The sequence below is a fragment of the Stenotrophomonas sp. 63632_Sma genome, assembly GCF_056482875.1.
Map to the genome: position 1 here is coordinate 1576198 of NZ_CM151220.1, position 18514 is coordinate 1594711.

Genomic DNA, 18514 nt, shown 5'->3' on the forward strand with positions numbered 1-18514 from the left:
GCAGGGGCCTTGTGGCCCCTGCATTACGCTTGCACCGCCTCCACGAGTTCGCTCAGCGTGCGCGGTGCGGGAGCGAAGAACACGGCGCCGGTGTGCGCCGTCGAGAAATCGAGCAGGCGGTCGTGCATGCCTGGCGGATCGCCGAGGAACATGCGCTCCAGCATCTTCTGCGTCACCCACAGATGCCTGGAGTAGCCGATGAAGTAGGTGCCATATTCGCCCTGGCCGGGGCGGCCGAAGGGCATGTTGTCGCGCAGGATGTCGTGCTCGGTGCCGTCGTCGTCCACGATCGTGGCGAGGGTCTTGTGCGATTTCTGGCCGCTCGTCGCGTCGGGCAATTCGACATTGCTGACGATCTCCCGGCCGATGATCCGCTCTTGCTCGTCCTTGGCGAGCCGAGCCCACGGCTGCATTTGGTGCAGATACTTCTGCACCACCAAGTAGCTGCCGCCGGCGAACGCCTGATCTTCACTGCCGACCAGCGTCGAGGCGCCGATGTCGTGCCCGGTCGGGTTGGCCGTGCCATCGACAAAGCCAAGCAGGTCGCGGGAGTCGAAGTAGCGAAAACCGACCACCTCGTCGGCCACCGTCACGCTGCTGCCCAGTTGGTCCAGCAGCAGGCGCTCGAATTCAAAACAGAGGTCCTCACGTTCGGCACGGATGTGAAAGAACAGGTCGCCGGGCGTGGCAGGCGCGGTGTGCTTAGCACCCTCGATGGGCAGGAAGGGCCGTAGTTCCTTCGGGCGCTTCCCGGTCTGGAAACGGTCCCATAGCGCCGATCCCAGTGCAGTGATACACGACAGCCGGCCGTTGAGATCGCGGAAGCCCACCGTTTTGATCAGGTCGTCCAGCCCGTCCAAGACGCCGGCGACCACCTGAAGGGCCTCGTGGCCCTCGGCGACCGTCAACGTGAGAAACACCGCCGCGCGCGACAGCGGCGCATCGATGCTTTGCGAGTCAATTGGTACTCGGTCCCAACCACTTCCAACCATTCGTGCCTCCAAAGACCATGTTCATTCATCATATTGCCAGAGATGAAAGTGCTATCACTGGCGCGCTAACAGGCGCGTGCCGCTGTAACTACCCGCACGCAGCCTCGGCGAGAGCGGGCTATGGGTTGTTCGAGCAAGCCGCGCTGTCCCTGGCAACCAGCATTGCCCTGTGCTCGAACCGCTCAGAAACAACATTGGCTCGTCCGTGGGGCCGCTGCAGGTATGTCACGATCTCGTAGGGGCCGTCTGAAAGCGGTCGCATAGTGATCCCCCACGCATGGGCACGCTCAATGCGCGATTGCGCGGAGAGCCCCACTCCGTAGCCAGCGGTCACCCAAAGCGCCATCATCTCGAACGAAGTCACATGCTGAATGCTCTGCTGGCTCAACGGAAGAAAGGACAGTCGCTGATCCAGCAGTAGGCAAGTCTCCGCCGGCCAGCGAAACACCGGATAGTCCAGAAGCTCGGCAAGCGTGATCTTCGCCTGGGCAACTAAGGGGGACCCCAGCGGCACTGCAACAGCCACGTTCTCCACCCAGAGCGGTTGGCTTTTCACGGCCGGAGCACCAGCGTTCCGAAGCGACATTCCAGCGTCGTAGCGGCCTTCCTCAAGGCCCGTCAACAGATCATCGGCTGAGGTCTCAAAGAACGTGATGGTGACTTCTGGTTCCTCCGCGCGCTGTAGGGCAAGAAGCGTTGTGAGGCAAGAGGATGGCACTCCGGGCGCGATAGCAAGCCTGAAATGGGAAAACTGGCTGGTGGCGTCATGCATGAGGGCCCCCAATAAGCGATCTGTCCAGAAAGGCAAACCAGCGTTGCAGGAAAGAGTGAAGTTTAACGTCGTTATCTTTAACGTGGTTAATTGTGGCAGATTGTTTGACGCTTCTGCTAATGCAGAAATCAACAATTCAGCCAGGCCGTCCTTCTGGCACATCGACGTATGAATCCGAGTCGGCGTCAGCCTTCGGAAAGGCCGTGCGCGCTGCGCGCGTCGCTCAAGGAGTCGCGCAAGACGAGTTCGCATCTCGGGCAAGCATTTCGCGTTCTCACATGGGTAAGATCGAGCGTGGTGAGCACGTGCCCACGCTTCCGCTCATACTGAAAATTTCTACGGCACTTGGAATAAGCGCGGCTGACCTGATGACGGCGACCGAACGCAATCTGCGTGCCGACACTGATCCCTGAGTGTCTAGCCTGCCAGCTCCGTCAACCGTCCGAAGAGTCGCGAAGGCGAACGATAAAACGCTCCACCGAAGCCGATAAATTGCCGCCGTCGGGCCGAAGCAGGTAGGTGGTGATCACGGCGGAATCCATCGCCAAGGGGCGGATCACCACATCCGGCCGTTGGGAGATGGGAATCTTGGTCGCCGTCATAAAGCCGATGCCGTAGCCGGCGCCGACCAACGTGAGCATCATGTCTAGCGAGGACACTTCCTCGACAACATTCAGCTTGTGCTCCAACGTGTTGAGCAGCCGCTTGAGTTCGCGGCAATAGCCCTCGCATACCTGCGGGTCGCACAGGACAAGTGGATGGCCTTGAAGTTCTTGAAGTGGCACCTCCTTGTAGGTGAGCAATGAGTGACGAGCTGGCACCGCAATCACCAGCGGGTCATGCCAGATTGGTTCGGCAGCGATACCGTCGCCGACATCGGCCGTGTGCGCGAACCCGATCATGAAGTCGCCCGAACGCAAGCCACGCACTTGCTCTGCCAGAGGCACTTCTGACAAGCGTATTTCGATCTCCGGCTCCTCGGCGCGGCAACGAGCCAGAAATGCCGACAGCCGTGGATCGATAGCCCCATCTGATACAGCGATGCGCAGGCTACCGCGCAAGCCCGATGCCACAGCCTTGGCATTTTCACGAGCCTGTTCCAGCACTGTGAATAGACGGCGAACATCTTGCAAGAAGACCGCGCCCGCCGCCGTTAGAACTGTTCCTCGTCGGTTTCGGTCGAAGAGCACTACGCCCAACTCGTCCTCAAGTTCCTTGATGGCTCGTGATAGCGGTGGTTGTTCGATATGCAGGCGCTCAGCCGCCCGCGTGAAATGTAGCTCCTCAGCAAGAACTACGAAGCAGCGAAGATGGCGCAGCTCCATAGGCCACCCTCCCGTTCCGACTTATCCAACACTGTGCTATCTCCCTATAGAAGTGACTGCCATTCTGGCGGCGGCGAGTTCGGCCACATCATTGGAAACTTCTGGCTGAATGAGCCAGGGCTGGGTTGACCGTGCGATGGCCCGAGGCAGGCACAACACCAGGCGAGCCTGATCAAGTCCGTGGGGTGATAAGGATCAGACGAAGGCTATCTCCAGCCACGCACGTCAATGGATGCCGTGCATCGTCCCCGTCTGACCCTTGGCCGATTGCGAACCAAGCGCTTGAACACGCTTGCGGTTGATCATCACCTGCGGATTGCTGAGGCTCTGCTCCTGGTCCGAGCCAAGGCAAGTACCTTGGGGCAGACGGCAAATGCCGGCGAAAATATTCGCCGGCTCAAGTTGCTGCCCGGAGACTGGCGGGACCAGAATGCCTCTCACCAGAAAGTGTGAGACATCCTGATGCTTAGCCCGCGCCGGATGCTTAATGCCGCACTGAACCATGCGGGTCGATGACGTACTTGTATGCAGAACCCGCGTCGAACTCTTTGTACGCGGCGGGCGCGTCTTCGAGCTTGATGAATTTAGTGTTCATCATCGGCGAAAGGTAAGGCATGCGATCGTTCAGTATCGCCCGCATTAACGCGTGGTTGTAGTTGGCCGTCGGAGATTGACCAGCCGACATTCGCGGCGACTTGATCCAGGCGTTGGACCATTCCAGATCCATATGGCCTTTCTTGGCTTTCGGGTCTTTCGAGATCGGGTTTGCGCAGTACACACCGACCGTACTGGTCATTCCGCCGAAGCGGACATATTTGAGCATTGCGTTGGTAACAGCGCTCTCCACGATCTTGTCAGCCTCCGCGCCAAACCCGCGGCAGTCCACACCAACATAGTCGATGACGCGATCCACCTCCCTGTGCCCGGTAATGCGTTCGAGATGCTCCTCGATCGGCACGCCGTCGGAAAGGTTGATGGTTTCCACGCCGTGTGGCTTGAGAAGGTCCAGCCGCTCTTGAATGTAATCGGCAACGATGATGGCGCCTGCACCCAGAAGTCTGGCGCAGGCGGCACCCGCTCTGCCGACCGGCCCGGCACCGAAGATCAGGATGTTTTCGCCGACGACGTAGGCCGGTGCGGCTGGCCAGTCCGGGCCAGCGAACCCATGGAAAGCTGTGGGTAATACGTCAGAGAGAAGGGTCAGGTCGCGGATTTTTTCCATGGCGGCATCCTTGTCAGGGAAGCGAAGGAGATTGAAATCCGCATACGGTACGAAGAGATAATCACCTTGCCCCCCCGTCCAGCCACCGAGGTTGAACCCGTAGGCTCCGCAGTCGATTTCGGGGTTGGTGTTCTCGCATACATCGGAGCGCATATGCTTGCAGTTGTAGCAACGCCCACACCCCACATTGAAGGGAACGGAAACGATGTCGCCCTTCTTCACGACTTCGACGTCTGATCCCACTTCGATCACTTCGCCGGTCATTTCATGGCCCATGGTCATTCCCTTGGGAACAGCAAACGAACCGCGATAAATGTGAAGGTCGCTGCCACAGATATTTGTGGTAACTATTTTGAGGATAGCGCCATGGGGTGCGCTTTTCCCTTGAGGGGTTATCAGCTCTGGAAATTTGAAGGTGTTGACCTTCATTTCCAAGGGCTTCTCGAAAGTCACGATTCGGTTACCGGTCGGAGTCATTTCGTCACCTCTGTGCGTTAATGTTTCCATCTTCTAAATCGAAGTGGGAAACGAGACTTACCGCTGTCAAGAAGAACGATCGTGGTACTGCCTAGCCGTTGGCCGCGTCTCCTTCTGCGGTCTTGACAGCATCGGATCAAGCTCAGAAGTGGTCAAACTGGAATAATCTATGTGCAGATAGGCACGATCTATCTACGCGGGATCGTCGAGCCGTGCTCGTCTCCTAGCCGGGAGAGGGCAACGATCATGGCTACATCGCGCCTCCTAGCTTGATCTAGGAACAGTCAGCTCGACCCAGCGAGACATGAGGAGGCCGCATGCAGCAGGTACTCCTGTCCCCCGAGTTGCCCCTGGACCTGGTGGCCTTCGATGGGTTGCTCAGCACGTGGCGCCTGTTAGCGGCGCACACGGCATGCCTGCAATCTTCGCCTGGTTGAAGCAATACAGAGTTGCTCTTCAAGACTCGCTATTTCAGGGGGCTTTGAGATGAGTCTGCTTTGGGCTGGAACCGACGATGGATCGATATAACGGATTGAAGAGTGGCGGCGAGTTCGGGGGTGTGCACCATTTCGAGCAATGCACGCGATGACGGTGCCTCGAACGCATTTTTCCCGGCAACGAATCCGACATTTGAGTGCGACATTGGTCCATTGATTGCGATTGCGTGGAGATTTGGAATGTGCGCGAGTTGGCCGGCGAGAGATTGCGGAAGAACTGCCGAATATTTTCCTGTCGCCACGTGTGCCGATAGCACGTCAATTGAATCAGTGCGAATAGTCTGCGCGGTACATTGCATCAGCCTATCTTGAATGGGTTCAGGTACTGCCGAGTTCAGCACGCAGAGTTGTCTATTGAGAACATGGTCCCACGTTGTGCTTCGGGGTTGCTGTGTTCTCGCGGCGTGAAAAAGGAAAATGCGTTCACGGTACAGAAGGTGAGTATCGAAGTCTTCCCCTGGGATATCCTCCAAATGCATGAGTGCGATATCCAAATTGTTTTCTCGAATCGCCTGTAGCAGGGAAGAAGCGCCGGAAACCAGAACTGATTGTTGAAGTAAGGGTGTTTTTTCAGCAAGGGCGATGCTTAATGTGGGCGCTACACCGGCAGTTCCTGGGAGTATCCCTAGCCGGAATTGCCCCTCTATACCTCGCCGTAATGCGGAGAGTTCTCGCTCCAGCCCTTTGCAGTCGTCATACATCTGCTGAGCCCAAGACAGTACGCGCATCCCTTCAGAAGTGAGGCCGTCATAGCGTCGCCCATGACGCACGATCTCGACACCCATGTCTTCCTCCAATTGCTTAATGCCCGCGGAGAGTGTCGGCTGAGAAACATTGCAGCTTTTGGCCGCGTTGCCAAAATGGCCTTCACGGTGCAAAGCAAGCAAGTATTCAAAGTTTCTTACGATCATAGATTTTCTTCTGATAAAGTTGATTAGATTTTATACTTTCACGAAAAACCCTGCGCACGCTTCGATCCGCGTCCAACCTTGGGCACGTAGCTGGCACGCATGAAAGGCTGCCGCGCGCAGTGCCCATACTGTAGGTTCGACTCGTCATCGACGGTCAGCACCACAACGCACGGGACAGCCAATAGCGCGAACACAGGTGCTTTGCGCTGTGGGGCGAGTCGTCCTCATGTAGCTTAGCAGTTGGCGCGTTCTGGAAGGGAGTAAGCGTGAGTGGTGAGGCACGCAACCGCAAAAGGCGGTGCTAAGCTCTTGAACTGTTCGGGTCGTGGCCGTTGAAGCGGCGAGAAAATGGAGCCTGCCATGGCCGTTGTGGCGCAGCTAGTACACCATGCCCCCAGCGTTTCCTTAGCTGCGATTGACGGGCATGCCTGGCGGTAGCTCAATAACAGCCATTTATGGATGAAGGAACGAGGGGAATAAGGCAGATGAAAATATTCACGATTGGATTCACTAAGACCTCCGCGCGGTCCTTCTTCACCAAGTTAAGTGCTTCTGGTGCCAAGCGCCTTGTCGATGTTCGCCTGAATAATGTTTCGCAATTGGCCGGCTTCGCTAAACGCGAGGATCTTCGATATTTTTCCGAGGCGTTGTGTGGGATGGAATATGAACATCTACCAGCACTTGCTCCAACCAAAGACATGTTCGAGGAATATAAAATAAAAGGGGGAGATTGGGATATCTACGCCAGGAAATTTCTGGATTTAATGTCGTCCCGAAGGATTGAGTCAATCGATAAAGAAAAGATTGATAACAGTTGCCTGCTTTGCAGCGAAGACAAGCCCCATCACTGCCATCGGAGGCTAGTGGCCGAGTACCTTGCAGGCAAATGGCCGAATGTTGAGATCGTGCATCTTTAGAGGGGCGACGTAGCTCCACGTTTCCAACGCCTCGTCTGGAGGGCTAAGAGAGACAAAGGCGCGTATCGGCGGGAGCCGGCGCCACACATTGGGCGTACAGAGCAACCTCGCCCGCCACGGCTCGATGTCGGCGCTCAACGAGGCGAGTGGCTCTAGGTGCATTGGCAGACGGGCCGTTGGCTGACGTCGTGGCGATCGGCGGATATGCACTGGGAAGCCCGCCCATGTGTTGGGCTATCATGTTGGCGACGCCTGCGCCCAGGTGGGGCGCGGCAGGATCGCCGTCATTTACACCCCAGTTTGGTACTGCTATAGGTCTTCTGAAATAGCCGATACATCAGGACAAATTGAAGTAGCTCAATTAGGAGATATCTAATGTCAACCGGTATGTTTATTCTGCACTCCAACTATACGCCGGCGGGGGACCAGCCAGAGGCGATAGCGCGCCTGCTGTCGGACATAGAAGACGGTGCGACGCACCAGACGCTGAAAGGTATCACCGGCTCAGGTAAGACCTTCACCATGGCCAATGTGATTCATCGTCTGAAGCGGCCTACGTTGATCTTGGCTCCTAACAAGACGTTGACCGCGCAGCTTTATGGTGAAATGAAGCACTTCTTTCCTGAGAACGCGGTCGAGTACTTCGTTTCCTACTACGATTATTTTCAGCCCGAAATCTATATGCCGGGCACCGATCGTTTCATTCCAAAGGACTCGGCCATCAATGACCACCTTGAGCGCCTGCGCCTGTCCACGACCAAATCCTTGATTGAGCGTCGTGACGTGATCGTCGTCGCTTCGGTGTCTTCAATCTACGGCCTGGGTGATCCAGATGCATACCGAGCGCTACAGATCGCTCTGTCCCCTGGGGTCAAACTAAACCAGAGAGAGCTAATTCGTCGCTTGGCTTTGCTGCAATATGATCGCACGGAGCGCACTCTCAAGCGTGCAACGTTCCGCGTCCAAGGTGATGTGATTGACATTTTCCCCGCTGATTCCGAGTACAGGGCGGTTCGGGTGGAACTGTTGGATGACACTGTTGCGTCTGTCCAATGGATGGACCCTGTTACCGGCAAGACGTTGGGAGAGATAGACCATTATTTGGTTTCGCCAAAAACGCTTTTCGCACCGCCCACGAACAAAATAGATTCCGCGTCCAAAAAGATACTCGCTGATATGGAAGAGCGGGTTGCCGAGCTGAACAGGAATAATCGCTTGGTCGAGGCAAACAGGCTGTACGAGCGGATCACGCATGACGTGGAAATGATGCGCGAGGTCGGCTATTGCTCGGGGATGGAGAATTATTCCTGCTACTTCAGCGACCGAGACGCAGCTTCTCCTCCGATCACGTTGCTGGATTATTTGCCGAAAGACGGGCTGCTGTTCGTCGATGAATCTCATGTCATGGTGCCACAGATATCCGCAATGTACCGGGGGGATCAGGCGCGCAAGGACACGCTGATCGATTACGGGTTCCGTTTGCCTTCATCGAAGAACAACCGGCCATTGAACTTTGACGAGTTCGAGAAGGTCAAGCCTCAGACCATCTTTGTTTCCGCTACTCCGGGCGACTACGAGCTGAGGGTGTCGAAAGGCAGGGTTGTCGAACAGGTTATCAGGCCAACGGGACTGCTTGACCCCAAGGTTGAAGTGCGGAAAGCGGATGGATACATAGATGACCTGCTTGCCGAAATATCGAAGTGCGTGAAGAGAAAGAATCGAGTGCTTGTGACTACGCTGACGAAGGTCAGTGCAGAAGAGCTAACGGATTTCTTGACGGACAACGGGATTCGAGCGCGCTACATGCATTCGGACATAAAAGCGGAGGATCGTGTTGAGATCATCAATGGCCTGCGCGCAGGAGAGTTCGATGTTTTGATTGGGATTAGTCTTTTGCGCGAAGGGCTGGATATTCCAGAGGCATCATTGGTTGCCATTCTCGATGCAGACCGTGCAGGGTTCTTGCGTTCGGCCCATGCGCTCATTCAGATGATCGGTCGAGTCGCTCGGAATGAAAACGGCAAGGCGATCTTGTACGCCGACGCGGTGACGCCGGCGATGAAGCAGGCGATCGATGAGACCAATAGGCGCAGGCAGCTTCAAATTGCCTTTAACGAGGAAAATGGGATTTCTCCAGCCTCGTCTGTGCGAAAACTAGCAGGGGAAGAGACGAATACGGAGGAGCCCACCGTTCATTCCGAGGCTTTCTGCGAGAACTTGTCCGACCTTTGCGATCAGATCACTGCCAAGGAACAGCAGCTACTCGAATTTACCGATACCGGTGACGAGCAGCGCGTCGAAGACATTCGTCGTCAGTTGGATGGGTTGTACCGGCAATTCATTTACATCTAATCGTTCGCCGGCATTGGGTTGCATGGCCGACCGATCTGCACCTGGGGCAAGCGGGCAGACGGTCGGCTCATCATTCAACCGGAGGGGTGAGCCGCCGAGGCTCAGTGCCCCGCTTTCCAAGGTGTTTGCCCTACAGCGTCTTGCGACGTGTCAGCGCAAAGCTGGCAACGATCCAACGGCGACCAGCATTTCATCAAATACCGCTCGAACCCTTCCCGGAATGGGGCCACGCTGAGGCCGATAGACGTACAACCCCCATGCCGGAGGTTCTTCGTTCTCCAGCACTCGCACGAGCTTCCCGCTGGCAATGTAGGGGGCGGCCATGTAGTCCGCCAGTTGCGCGAACGCGATCCCGGCCAGCGCCGCTCCCATTTCCATGTCGGCATTGTCGGCGACGAGAGTGGGTGCGGTAGGTGTCCACTGGCGTCCCGCCTTGAAGTGCCAAGGCCAGGGACGGCCGGTATTGATATCCAAGGCCACGGTAACTGGCAGGCTGCTTAGCGCATCGATGTTTGCAGGTACGCCCACTTTCTTGATCAGGCGCGGAGCGGCAACGATGGGGAGTCTCATGTCGGCGGCCTTGCGTGCGACGAAGCGGCTATCGCGCATGAATCCGACCCTGATCCCGACGTCAATCCCTTCGTCAACCGTATTGCTGATGCGATCGGACAGGCGCACATCCAGCGTGATGCCTGGATGACGCGCGGCCACGCGCTCCAGTGCCGGTAGCACCGCTCTGGCGCCCAAGCTGTGCGGTGCGGTGATGCGAACCGTACCGGACAGAGAGGCCTGCTGGTCGGAGCCAGGCGGTCGCCACAGATCCTCGAACCGCTCCAATGCGGGGCGCACTTGGTCTAGCAGCCCTTCGCCGAAGGCGGTGATGCGCACCTGGCGCGTGCTTCGATGAAACAACACCTCGCCGTAGTGTTGCTCCAGTTGCTGGATGGCACGGGTTACACCTTGCGGAGAAGTCCCCAGCCGGACGGCCGCATCGCGAAAACTGCTGCTTTCGGCCGCCACCCGAAAGATGCGCAGTAGTTCCATTTCCTTGTTCATGACGCACGCCTCATGGCCGGTTTCGCTGCTCGTTAATTGTTCCAGATTGTGGAATTATAAAATCGCAACAATTCCATATACAAGGGGAGCGCGGTTGCCCAGACTGACAACACCCCGGAATGCTCCGCTCCGAACAACCCAACAAGGAACGCGAATGAACGCTGCGACTCTCATCACTGCCTACTACGACGCCTTCAACCGCGGCGACCGCGAGGCCATGCTGTCAATGTTGACCGATGACGTCGCGCACGACTTGAACCAGGGCGCTCGTGAGGTCGGTCGCGAAGCCTTCCGCGCCTTCCTGCAGCGCATGGACCGCTGCTATGGCGAGCAACTGCGCGGGATCGTGGTGATGGTCAGCGCCGACGGCCTGCGTGCAGGCGCGGAGTACGTGGTGCATGGCGAATACAAGGTGACGGACGACGGGCTGCCGGAAGCCCAGGGCCAGCGCTACGTGCTGCCGGGCGGCGCGTTCTTCGAGATCCGCGATGGCAAGATCGCTCGTGTCACCAACTACTACAACCTCGGCGACTGGATCGCACAGGTTGGAGGGGACGCCTGAAATGACCAGCGACGTGCAGGTGCTGGTTCGTCGTGGCGCGGACATTGCCGAATGGTTCGATGCCGTGGCAGGCCTGCGGGCGAGCGTCTTCCGCAGCTTTCCTTACCTATACGAGGGCGACACCGAATACGAGAAGCACTACCTCGCCATGTACGCCCGTTCGGCAGACAGCCTGCTGGTACTCGCGCTCGCTGATGATGTGGTCGTGGGTGCGTCCACGGGGTTGCCGCTCGGCGATGCGGAGCCGGCCTTCCATGTGCCGTTCGCCGATCGAGGAATCCCGGTGGAGGCAGTGTTTTACTGTGGCGAATCAGTCCTGCTCCCGGCCTTCCGGGGCCTTGGCCTGGGCCATCGCTTCTTTGACGAGCGCGAAGCGCATGCCCGTTCGTTGGGCGGCATGCAGTGGGCATCGTTCGCGTCGGTGGATCGTGCAGACGACGATCTCCGGCGTCCTTCCAACTACCGCAGTAATGACCCCTTCTGGACCCGTCGCGGCTACGTGCGGCAGTCGGACATGAAGGTTACGCTGCCCTGGAAGCAGGTGGGTGAGCCGAGCGAAACCGAGCAGACGCTCACGATGTGGCTGCACTCCCTGGAGAACGCGAAATGAAAGTAGCAGTTGCGAAATACTCAGTGGGTCAGCCCGCGGACTTCGAGGCATTTGCTGCGCGGCAGCGGCTGGCTCTGGAGGAGGCGCGCCGTGGCGGGGCGGAACTGGCCGTGTTGCCCGAGTATCTATCCCTCGAACTGGCTGCAACGTTCGAGCCTGGCATCCGCCATGATTTCAACGCCTCTCTGGCCGCGCTGCAGGCCTTGCAGCCTGCGTGGCTGGCACTGTATGCCGACCTGTCGCGCGAGTTGTGCATGACCATTCAGGCCGGTACGTTTTTGACCCAGGTTGGATTGGACCGCTACCGCAACCGGGCTTGGTGGTTTGCGCCTGACGGCACACGCGACTACCAAGACAAATTGCAGTTGACGGGGTTCGAGAAAGACGCCGGCGTCATCGAGGGTGGCGACGAACTCAAGGTGTTCGATTTGAAAGGCGTGCGTGCCGGCATCGCTGTTTGCTATGACAGTGAGTTTCCATTGCCCGTGCGAGCCCAGCGAGAGGCGGGAGTGCGCCTGCTGCTGGTTCCGAGCTGTACCGACACCCAAGCAGGTGCAACCCGGGTCCGTGTGGGCTGCATGGCGCGGGCACTGGAGAACCGAATGTTCATCGCGCAGGCCGTGACGACCGGAGCTGCTGACTGGAGTCCGGCGCTGGACACGAATACTGGCGAGGCCACGATCTATGCACCCATGGATCGCGGATTCCCTGAGGACGGCATTCTCGCGACGACGTGCGGCACGCAGGCATGGGCAATCGCAGATCTTGACGTCGATGCGCTCGAACGAAACCAGGAACAGGCCCAGGTTGCCGTCGATCGCGACTGGGACGGCCAGATGTTGCCTGCACTGCGGAAGGCTCGGTACTCGGGTCGTCAGGTCGCCTAGCCGGTCTCATCTTGATAGCTTCAGCTCGATGAGTCGGCTTAGATAGATCATGTCTATCTGCGCATAGATTTTTCCAGTTTGACCAGTTTTGAACTTGCCCCGATGCTGTCGGTACATGCAAGAAATATTCATTGATTTGAATATTTTGCGCTTCTTGGGAACAAACCTGTACTAGCCTGTAAGAGTGCTCGAAGAGCACAGAATTTGTGGCGAAGTTCGGCCGCATATACTATGGGGGAGTATTGTATAATGCGGCGGTGTACCCAAGTTGAGAGGTGTTCGATGCCACATAGCCCGGAAGAAAAGAAGCAAGCCCTGACGCGCATCCGGCGCATCAAAGGTCAGGTCGCGACTCTTGAGCAAGCGCTCGATGCAGGTGCGGAATGCCCTGCAATTCTTCAGCAGCTTGCGGCCGTTCGTGGGGCAGTCAACGGATTGATGGCGACCGTTCTGGAGAGCTATCTGCGGGAAGAGTTTCCCCGTAGTGACATCAGGAGCGATTCGCAGAACAAGTCCATTGACGAGACCATCTCTATCGTCCGCTCCTATCTGCGGTAGAGGCACCAGGGTGCCCTCGGTGAGGGCAAATTTAGTTAGCTAGTAAAGGAAGCGACATCATGAAATCACGTGCAGCAGTTGCCTTCGGGCCAGGAAAGCCGCTGGAAATCGTCGAGATCGACGTCGAGCCGCCGCGCAAGGGCGAGGTGCTCATCAAGATCACGAACACCGGCGTTTGCCATACCGACGCCTTCACCCTGTCGGGCGACGATCCGGAAGGTCTCTTCCCGGTCGTGCTGGGTCATGAAGGTGCGGGTATCGTCGTGGAGGTGGGTGAAGGTGTGACCAGCGTGAAGCCTGGCGATCACGTCATTCCGCTCTACACCGCCGAGTGCGGCGAGTGCCTGTTCTGCAAGTCCGGCAAGACCAACCTGTGTGTCGCGGTTCGCGCAACCCAGGGTAAGGGGCTGATGCCCGATGGTACGACTCGCTTCTCGTACAACGGTCAGCCGCTTTACCACTACATGGGTTGCTCGACCTTCAGCGAATACACGGTCGTCGCCGAAGTCTCGCTGGCCAAGATCAACCCGGACGCCAATCCCGAGCACGTCTGCCTGCTGGGCTGCGGTGTGACCACCGGCATCGGCGCCGTGCACAACACGGCCAAGGTACAGCCCGGCGACTCGGTGGCCATCTTCGGCCTCGGCGGCATCGGTCTCGCTGCGATTCAGGGTGCGCGCCAGGCCAAAGCGGGCCGCATCATCGCCATCGATACCAATCCGGCGAAGTTCGAGCTGGCTCGTACCTTCGGCGCGACCGAATGCCTCAACCCGAAGGACTTCGACAAGCCGATTCACGAGGTTCTGATCGAGATGACCGGCTGGGGTGTCGATCACACCTTCGAGTGCATCGGCAACGTCAACGTCATGCGTTCGGCTCTGGAAGCTGCCCACCGTGGCTGGGGCCAGTCGATCGTCATCGGCGTCGCCGGTGCCGGCAAGGAAATCTCGACCCGTCCGTTCCAGTTGGTCACCGGCCGGACCTGGAAGGGCTCTGCTTTCGGCGGGGTCAAGGGGCGTACCCAACTTCCGGGCATGGTGGAAGACGCAATGAAAGGCGAGATCGATCTCGCCCCGTTCGTCACCCACACCATGGGTCTCGACGAGATCAACCACGCCTTCGACCTGATGCATGAAGGCAAGTCGATTCGCACGGTGATCCACTACTGATCGCCCACTCTCCATTCAAAACCAACCACCAAGGAAATTAACCATGTCCAATCCTGTCATTTCCGGCGACGGCATCTTCTCGCACGTCTTCATCGGCGCCGCCGACGTCCAGAAGTCGGCCGCGTTCTATGACGCCGCTCTGGGTGCTCTCGGCATCAAGAACCTCGGTCCTTTCGGCAACGGATGGGTGCTTTTCGGTCGCGAAAAGCCGGCTTTCATCATCGCCCGTCCGGGCAATGGTGAAGCGCCTTCCAGCAACGGCGTGACGATCGGCTTTGCTGCCGCCACTCCCGCCGAAGTGGATGCCTTCCACGCCGCCGGCCTTGCCGCAGGCGGCACCGACGAGGGCCAGCCTGGCGCACGTGGTCACCTGCCGGGTGCCTATGCGGCCTACCTGCGTGATCCGGCGGGCAACAAGGTCTGCTCGTACACCTTCGTCTGAAAGCTAGGAAGCTGAGGGCGTTCTGAAAGGGTCAGCACAAGCCTCTACACGGCGAGCCTATTAGACGGACCGTGTAGAGCGGTGCCTACTCATGAAGATCGGCCCGCAGCCATGTGCGAAACGCATGGCTGCGGGCATTTGCTTTGAAGCGTGTTTTTCAACCAAGAAGAAATGAGGTCGTTATGAAAGAGCCGGCCAACATCAATACGACGACCGTACAACCTGCCCCGACCGCCACCGTGTACGGCATGCCGGCCTACACCGATCGTGCTGCCGCCGTGGGGGAAGTGCATGCGCGCCCGCATCTCTTGATTCAGGCCCCTCGCGGCATATTGCAGCTCGCTTTCATGACCGAAGGCGACCAGGCCAGGGATCAGATGGCGATGAGCGAGTTGTCTCATCGCTTCGGCGTTGCCGAGCCCGACCATGCTACGCCGCTCCACGGTGTGACATGGGATGAAGGAGACCTGCACTGCGAAAAGCACACCGAGTTCTCGACGTATCTCTGGTGCGCTTCCCTAGATTCCGAGACGGGAGAGCCGTGCGGCGAAAATCCGTTCAAGCATGGATTTGTTCCTCCCGGCCCGGTCGTATCCGGCATCCGTTTGAGACTTCTTCCGTGGACGCCGGAAACGGAGAAGGAGGTCGATCGCTTCGATCCTGCCAGCCTGTGCTACTCGCTGGTGGAGAACGGCTCTGCCGCCATCCTGACCGATTTCCGACAGGATGCGGATGGCCTGACGCAGATCCTCGTCCTGGCCCGCGATTTGACCCCGGCGCGGGCGGGTGCGCTGGCTCAACGTCTGCTGGAGATCGAGACTTACCGCACCTTGGCGTTGCTGTCCCTGCCGTTGACACGATCGATGACGTCGGAACTGCGACGCATGGAGTCGCGCCTTGCGGCGATCACCGACGAGATGTGTACGAGCTTGGTGGAACGGCGCGACAGCGACGTGCTGCTGTCCGAATTGACCGGCCTGGCTGCCGAGCTGGAAGCTGGCGTTGCGGCGAATCTCTATCGCTTCGGCGCCAGCCGTGCCTACTACGAGATCGTCGAGGAAAGGCTGGCAGCGCTTGCGGAAGAGGCCGTATCCGGGTACTGCACCTGGGCGGATTTCCTGCAGCGTCGCATCGCTCCCGCCATGCGGACATGCCAATCCGTAAAGGAGCGCCAGACCAAGCTCTCCGACAAGCTGACCCGGGCCATCGCGTTGCTGCGTTCCTGGATCGACGTCGAGCTTGAACGCCAGAACCGCGATCTGCTGGCTTCGATGAACAACCGGGCCAAGATGCAATTGCGCCTTCAGCAAACCGTCGAAGGCCTCTCGGTCGCGGCAATTTCTTATTACGTCGTGAGTCTTCTCGGCTACTTGCTCAAGGGCATTCCGATGGTTCACGACAGCGTGGCGCCGGTGATGGCGGTTCTGGTGCCTGCGGTGATGCTGACGATCTGGTGGATCGTGCGCAGGATCAGACACGCCCACGGCGACACGGCAGCGGAAGAGAAATCTTCCTGACGAGCTGCCGTCCTGGCGCGCGAGAGCTGCGCCGTTCCTTTGAACATAGGAGAACACCATGGAACGCATCGAACATCACGCCAGCTTTGATGGTTGGCAGGACGTTTATCAGCATGAATCCACGACGCTCGGTTGCACGATGAAAGTCGGCGTCTATCTGCCTCCGCAGGCACAGCACGGCAAGGTGCCGGTGCTGTACTGGCTTTCAGGCCTCACCTGCACCGAGCAGAACTTCATCACCAAGTCCGCCGTCCAGCGCTACGCAGCCGAACATGGCATTGCCGTCGTCGCGCCCGATAGCAGCGCTCGCGGCGAAAGCGTTGCCGACGATCCCGCCTATGACCTCGGACAGGGGGCGGGTTTCTACGTCAACGCCACACAGGAACCCTGGGCTGCGAATCATCGGATGTATGACTACGTCGTGCAGGAACTACCGGCGCTGATCGAGGCCCACTTTCCCGTGACAGCGGAGCGGAGCATCAGCGGCCACTCCATGGGGGGACACGGTGCTTTGGTCATCGCCCTGCGAAACCCGGGCCGTTATCGCAGCGTCTCGGCCTTCTCGCCCATCGTCGCTCCCACCCAGGTTCCCTGGGGACACAAGGCCTTCGAGGCGTATCTGGGTAGCGACCGGGAGGCGTGGAAGCAGTACGACACCGTGGAGCTGATTCGCACCGTGCAGGAGCGTCTGCCGCTGCTGGTGGATCAGGGCTTGGGCGACGAGTTCCTGGAGAGTCAGCTTCAGCCCGATCTGCTGCGCAAAGCCTGCGACGAGACGGGACACCCGCTCACGTTGAATCTGCGCCCGGGCTACGACCACAGCTACTACTTCATTGCCAGTTTCATTGGCGAGCATATGGCACACCACGCATCGGCGCTGAAACGCTGAGAGAGAGGAGATCAGGTCATGACAAAGACCTCCAAAAATCGACATCACGTCGTCATTATCGGAGCGGGCTTCGGCGGGATCGAGGTTGCCAACCAGCTTGCTGGTGCCGAGGTCGATGTGACGATCATCGATCGGCGCAATCATCACCTGTTCCAACCCTTGCTTTACCAGGTTGCAGGGGCGTCACTTTCGACATCCGAGATCGCCTGGCCTATTCGCTATCTCTTCCGCAATCGCCCGGAAGTGAACACCTTGATGGCGGAAGTGGAAGGTATCGACCAGGACGCGCGTCAGGTCATTCTCAACAATGGCTCGCGCCAAACCTACGACACGCTCGTACTCGCGACAGGTGCTACCCATGCCTATTTCGGACACGACGAATGGGGGGCTTTCGCGCCGGGGTTGAAGACGCTGGAAGATGCCACGACCATTCGAGGCCGAATTCTCGCGGCCTTCGAGGAGGCCGAGCGCACGAGCGATCCTCAGCAGCGTGCCGCGCTGCAGACGTTCGTCATCATCGGTGGTGGTCCCACCGGGGTTGAATTGGCCGGAACCATCGCCGAGCTGGCGCGAGACACGCTGGCGCGTGACTTCCGCTCGATTGACCCGAGCACGTCGCGGGTTGTACTGATCGAGGCGGGCCCGCGTCTGTTGTCCGTCTTTCCAGAGGATCTGTCGGCCTATACGCGCCAAGCACTCGAAAAGCTCGGGGTCGAGGTCGTGCTGGGTACGCCGGTCACCGAATGCTCGGCCGACGGCGTGGTGTATGGCGGCAAGCCCCTTTCGGCCAAGACCATCGTCTGGGCCGCCGGGGTCCAGGCGTCTCCCGCGGCCCGCTGGCTGGGTGCTGCGTCTGATCGTGCGGGTCGAGTGGTCGTTGGTCCCGACCTGACGGTGGCCGGCCGCCCGGAGGTCTTCGCCATCGGCGATACCGCCTCGTGCACCATGGCCGATGGGAAGTCCGTACCGGGCATCGCCCCCGCCGCCAAACAGCAAGGCAAGTACGTCGCCAACCTCATTGGACGGCGTTTGAAAGGCAAGCTCGCTGACGGGCCTTTCAAATACCGGCATCAGGGGAACCTGGCCACCATCGGCCGCAGCCTGGCCGTAATTGACATGGGGCGGGTTAAGCTGCGTGGAGCCTTTGCGTGGTGGATCTGGAAGCTCGCGCATATCTACTTTCTGATCGGTACGCGAAATCGTCTCAGCGTCGCGTTGAGCTGGGTATGGAACCATAGCATCGGCTACCGCGGCTCTCGCATCATCATGCATGCGATTAGCGACAAAGAGCCCACGGCGTTGGATAAATCCGGCTCTCTGGATTGAGGTGCCCACCTTATCGGAACGTCAACTATTAGA

18 protein-coding genes are annotated in these 18514 nt (G+C 58.7%); 12 read left to right on the forward strand and 6 right to left on the reverse strand.

Going from position 1 to position 18514, the window contains the following annotated elements:
- Window positions 1-23: 23 nt before the first annotated feature.
- Window positions 24-992, reverse strand: a complete 969-nt coding sequence (locus ACZK45_RS07240) for a Dyp-type peroxidase (RefSeq protein WP_023093403.1) — start codon at window positions 990-992, stop codon at window positions 24-26.
- 118 nt (window positions 993-1110) lie between these two features.
- Complete coding sequence (locus ACZK45_RS07245) at window positions 1111-1926, reverse strand: substrate-binding domain-containing protein (protein WP_023093404.1); 816 nt, start codon at window positions 1924-1926, stop codon at window positions 1111-1113.
- On the opposite strand from ACZK45_RS07245, the gene ACZK45_RS07250 reads away from it, so the two are divergent.
- Window positions 1884-2177: a helix-turn-helix domain-containing protein gene (locus ACZK45_RS07250; protein ID WP_071536335.1), complete on the forward strand. Its 294-nt coding sequence runs from the start codon at window positions 1884-1886 to the stop codon at window positions 2175-2177. The genes ACZK45_RS07245 and ACZK45_RS07250 overlap by 43 nt on opposite strands.
- A 21-nt stretch (window positions 2178-2198) precedes the next feature.
- On the opposite strand, the gene ACZK45_RS07255 is transcribed toward ACZK45_RS07250, so the two are convergent.
- The 3 genes from ACZK45_RS07255 to ACZK45_RS07265 form a co-directional block, all read right to left on the reverse strand.
- The gene (locus ACZK45_RS07255; RefSeq protein ID WP_023093405.1) at window positions 2199-3089 is read right to left on the reverse strand and encodes a LysR family transcriptional regulator; all 891 of its coding nucleotides are present in this window, start codon (window positions 3087-3089) and stop codon (window positions 2199-2201) included.
- A 484-nt stretch (window positions 3090-3573) separates the two neighbouring features.
- A complete protein-coding gene (locus ACZK45_RS07260; RefSeq protein ID WP_020924942.1) occupies window positions 3574-4740 on the reverse strand; it encodes a glutathione-independent formaldehyde dehydrogenase in 1167 nt (388 codons plus the stop codon).
- Between the two features lie 514 nt (window positions 4741-5254).
- Complete coding sequence (locus ACZK45_RS07265; RefSeq protein WP_028698648.1) at window positions 5255-6196, reverse strand: LysR family transcriptional regulator; 942 nt, start codon at window positions 6194-6196, stop codon at window positions 5255-5257.
- A gap of 455 nt (window positions 6197-6651) precedes the next feature.
- Between ACZK45_RS07265 and ACZK45_RS07270 the strand changes: the two genes are divergently transcribed.
- Both ACZK45_RS07270 and uvrB read left to right on the forward strand, forming a co-directional pair.
- Window positions 6652-7113 carry a DUF488 domain-containing protein gene (locus ACZK45_RS07270; RefSeq protein WP_414489358.1) on the forward strand — a complete coding sequence of 154 codons (462 nt, stop codon included), beginning with the start codon at window positions 6652-6654 and terminating at the stop codon, window positions 7111-7113.
- Between the two features lie 375 nt (window positions 7114-7488).
- Complete coding sequence (uvrB, locus tag ACZK45_RS07275) at window positions 7489-9465, forward strand: excinuclease ABC subunit UvrB (protein WP_023093409.1); 1977 nt, start codon at window positions 7489-7491, stop codon at window positions 9463-9465.
- Window positions 9466-9615: 150 nt separating this feature from the next.
- Here the strand turns inward: uvrB and ACZK45_RS07280 are convergent, their stop codons facing one another.
- Window positions 9616-10521 (reverse strand): LysR family transcriptional regulator, encoded by a 906-nt coding sequence (locus tag ACZK45_RS07280; protein WP_023093410.1) that lies wholly within the window; start codon window positions 10519-10521, stop codon window positions 9616-9618.
- A 154-nt stretch (window positions 10522-10675) separates the two neighbouring features.
- Between ACZK45_RS07280 and ACZK45_RS07285 the strand changes: the two genes are divergently transcribed.
- From ACZK45_RS07285 to ACZK45_RS07325, 9 genes are all read left to right on the forward strand, one after another.
- Window positions 10676-11083, forward strand: a complete 408-nt coding sequence (locus ACZK45_RS07285; RefSeq protein ID WP_017514126.1) for a ketosteroid isomerase-related protein — start codon at window positions 10676-10678, stop codon at window positions 11081-11083.
- Between the two features lies 1 nt (window position 11084).
- The gene (locus ACZK45_RS07290; protein WP_023093411.1) at window positions 11085-11693 is read left to right on the forward strand and encodes a GNAT family N-acetyltransferase; all 609 of its coding nucleotides are present in this window, start codon (window positions 11085-11087) and stop codon (window positions 11691-11693) included.
- Entirely contained in the window at window positions 11690-12580 is an 891-nt protein-coding gene (locus tag ACZK45_RS07295) for a carbon-nitrogen hydrolase family protein (RefSeq protein ID WP_023093412.1), read from the forward strand. The genes ACZK45_RS07290 and ACZK45_RS07295 overlap by 4 nt, the downstream gene beginning before the upstream one ends.
- 282 nt (window positions 12581-12862) lie before the next feature.
- Window positions 12863-13138 carry a formaldehyde-responsive transcriptional repressor FrmR gene (gene frmR, locus ACZK45_RS07300; RefSeq protein ID WP_023093413.1) on the forward strand — a complete coding sequence of 92 codons (276 nt, stop codon included), beginning with the start codon at window positions 12863-12865 and terminating at the stop codon, window positions 13136-13138.
- A 59-nt stretch (window positions 13139-13197) separates the two neighbouring features.
- Entirely contained in the window at window positions 13198-14307 is a 1110-nt protein-coding gene (locus ACZK45_RS07305) for an S-(hydroxymethyl)glutathione dehydrogenase/class III alcohol dehydrogenase (RefSeq protein ID WP_011871467.1), read from the forward strand.
- Window positions 14308-14350: 43 nt separating this feature from the next.
- Window positions 14351-14749, forward strand: a complete 399-nt coding sequence (locus ACZK45_RS07310) for a VOC family protein (RefSeq protein WP_023093414.1) — start codon at window positions 14351-14353, stop codon at window positions 14747-14749.
- 182 nt (window positions 14750-14931) lie between these two features.
- A complete protein-coding gene (locus ACZK45_RS07315) occupies window positions 14932-16266 on the forward strand; it encodes a DUF3422 family protein (RefSeq protein ID WP_023093415.1) in 1335 nt (444 codons plus the stop codon).
- Between the two features lie 58 nt (window positions 16267-16324).
- Window positions 16325-17155 carry an S-formylglutathione hydrolase gene (gene fghA / locus ACZK45_RS07320; protein WP_023093416.1) on the forward strand — a complete coding sequence of 277 codons (831 nt, stop codon included), beginning with the start codon at window positions 16325-16327 and terminating at the stop codon, window positions 17153-17155.
- Window positions 17156-17173: 18 nt separating this feature from the next.
- Complete coding sequence (locus ACZK45_RS07325; protein ID WP_023093417.1) at window positions 17174-18481, forward strand: NAD(P)/FAD-dependent oxidoreductase; 1308 nt, start codon at window positions 17174-17176, stop codon at window positions 18479-18481.
- The last annotated feature ends 33 nt before the right edge of the window (window positions 18482-18514 follow it).

Excerpts from the sequence above, each read along its gene's own strand:
- ACZK45_RS07280 (WP_023093410.1), bottom strand. The coding sequence starts at position 10,521 with ATGAACAAGGAAATGGAACTACTGCGCATCTTTCGGGTGGCGGCCGAA.
- ACZK45_RS07270 (WP_414489358.1), top strand. The coding sequence starts at position 6,652 with ATGGATGAAGGAACGAGGGGAATAAGGCAGATGAAAATATTCACGATT.
- frmR (WP_023093413.1), top strand. The coding sequence starts at position 12,863 with ATGCCACATAGCCCGGAAGAAAAGAAGCAAGCCCTGACGCGCATCCGG.
- fghA (WP_023093416.1), top strand. The coding sequence starts at position 16,325 with ATGGAACGCATCGAACATCACGCCAGCTTTGATGGTTGGCAGGACGTT.
- ACZK45_RS07245 (WP_023093404.1), bottom strand. The coding sequence starts at position 1,926 with ATGTGCCAGAAGGACGGCCTGGCTGAATTGTTGATTTCTGCATTAGCA.
- ACZK45_RS07310 (WP_023093414.1), top strand. The coding sequence starts at position 14,351 with ATGTCCAATCCTGTCATTTCCGGCGACGGCATCTTCTCGCACGTCTTC.
- ACZK45_RS07255 (WP_023093405.1), bottom strand. The coding sequence starts at position 3,089 with ATGGAGCTGCGCCATCTTCGCTGCTTCGTAGTTCTTGCTGAGGAGCTA.
- ACZK45_RS07305 (WP_011871467.1), top strand. The coding sequence starts at position 13,198 with ATGAAATCACGTGCAGCAGTTGCCTTCGGGCCAGGAAAGCCGCTGGAA.
- ACZK45_RS07285 (WP_017514126.1), top strand. The coding sequence starts at position 10,676 with ATGAACGCTGCGACTCTCATCACTGCCTACTACGACGCCTTCAACCGC.
- ACZK45_RS07315 (WP_023093415.1), top strand. The coding sequence starts at position 14,932 with ATGAAAGAGCCGGCCAACATCAATACGACGACCGTACAACCTGCCCCG.
- ACZK45_RS07295 (WP_023093412.1), top strand. The coding sequence starts at position 11,690 with ATGAAAGTAGCAGTTGCGAAATACTCAGTGGGTCAGCCCGCGGACTTC.
- ACZK45_RS07240 (WP_023093403.1), bottom strand. The coding sequence starts at position 992 with ATGGTTGGAAGTGGTTGGGACCGAGTACCAATTGACTCGCAAAGCATC.
- ACZK45_RS07260 (WP_020924942.1), bottom strand. The coding sequence starts at position 4,740 with ATGAAGGTCAACACCTTCAAATTTCCAGAGCTGATAACCCCTCAAGGG.
- uvrB (WP_023093409.1), top strand. The coding sequence starts at position 7,489 with ATGTCAACCGGTATGTTTATTCTGCACTCCAACTATACGCCGGCGGGG.
- ACZK45_RS07250 (WP_071536335.1), top strand. The coding sequence starts at position 1,884 with ATGCAGAAATCAACAATTCAGCCAGGCCGTCCTTCTGGCACATCGACG.
- ACZK45_RS07325 (WP_023093417.1), top strand. The coding sequence starts at position 17,174 with ATGACAAAGACCTCCAAAAATCGACATCACGTCGTCATTATCGGAGCG.
- ACZK45_RS07290 (WP_023093411.1), top strand. The coding sequence starts at position 11,085 with ATGACCAGCGACGTGCAGGTGCTGGTTCGTCGTGGCGCGGACATTGCC.
- ACZK45_RS07265 (WP_028698648.1), bottom strand. The coding sequence starts at position 6,196 with ATGATCGTAAGAAACTTTGAATACTTGCTTGCTTTGCACCGTGAAGGC.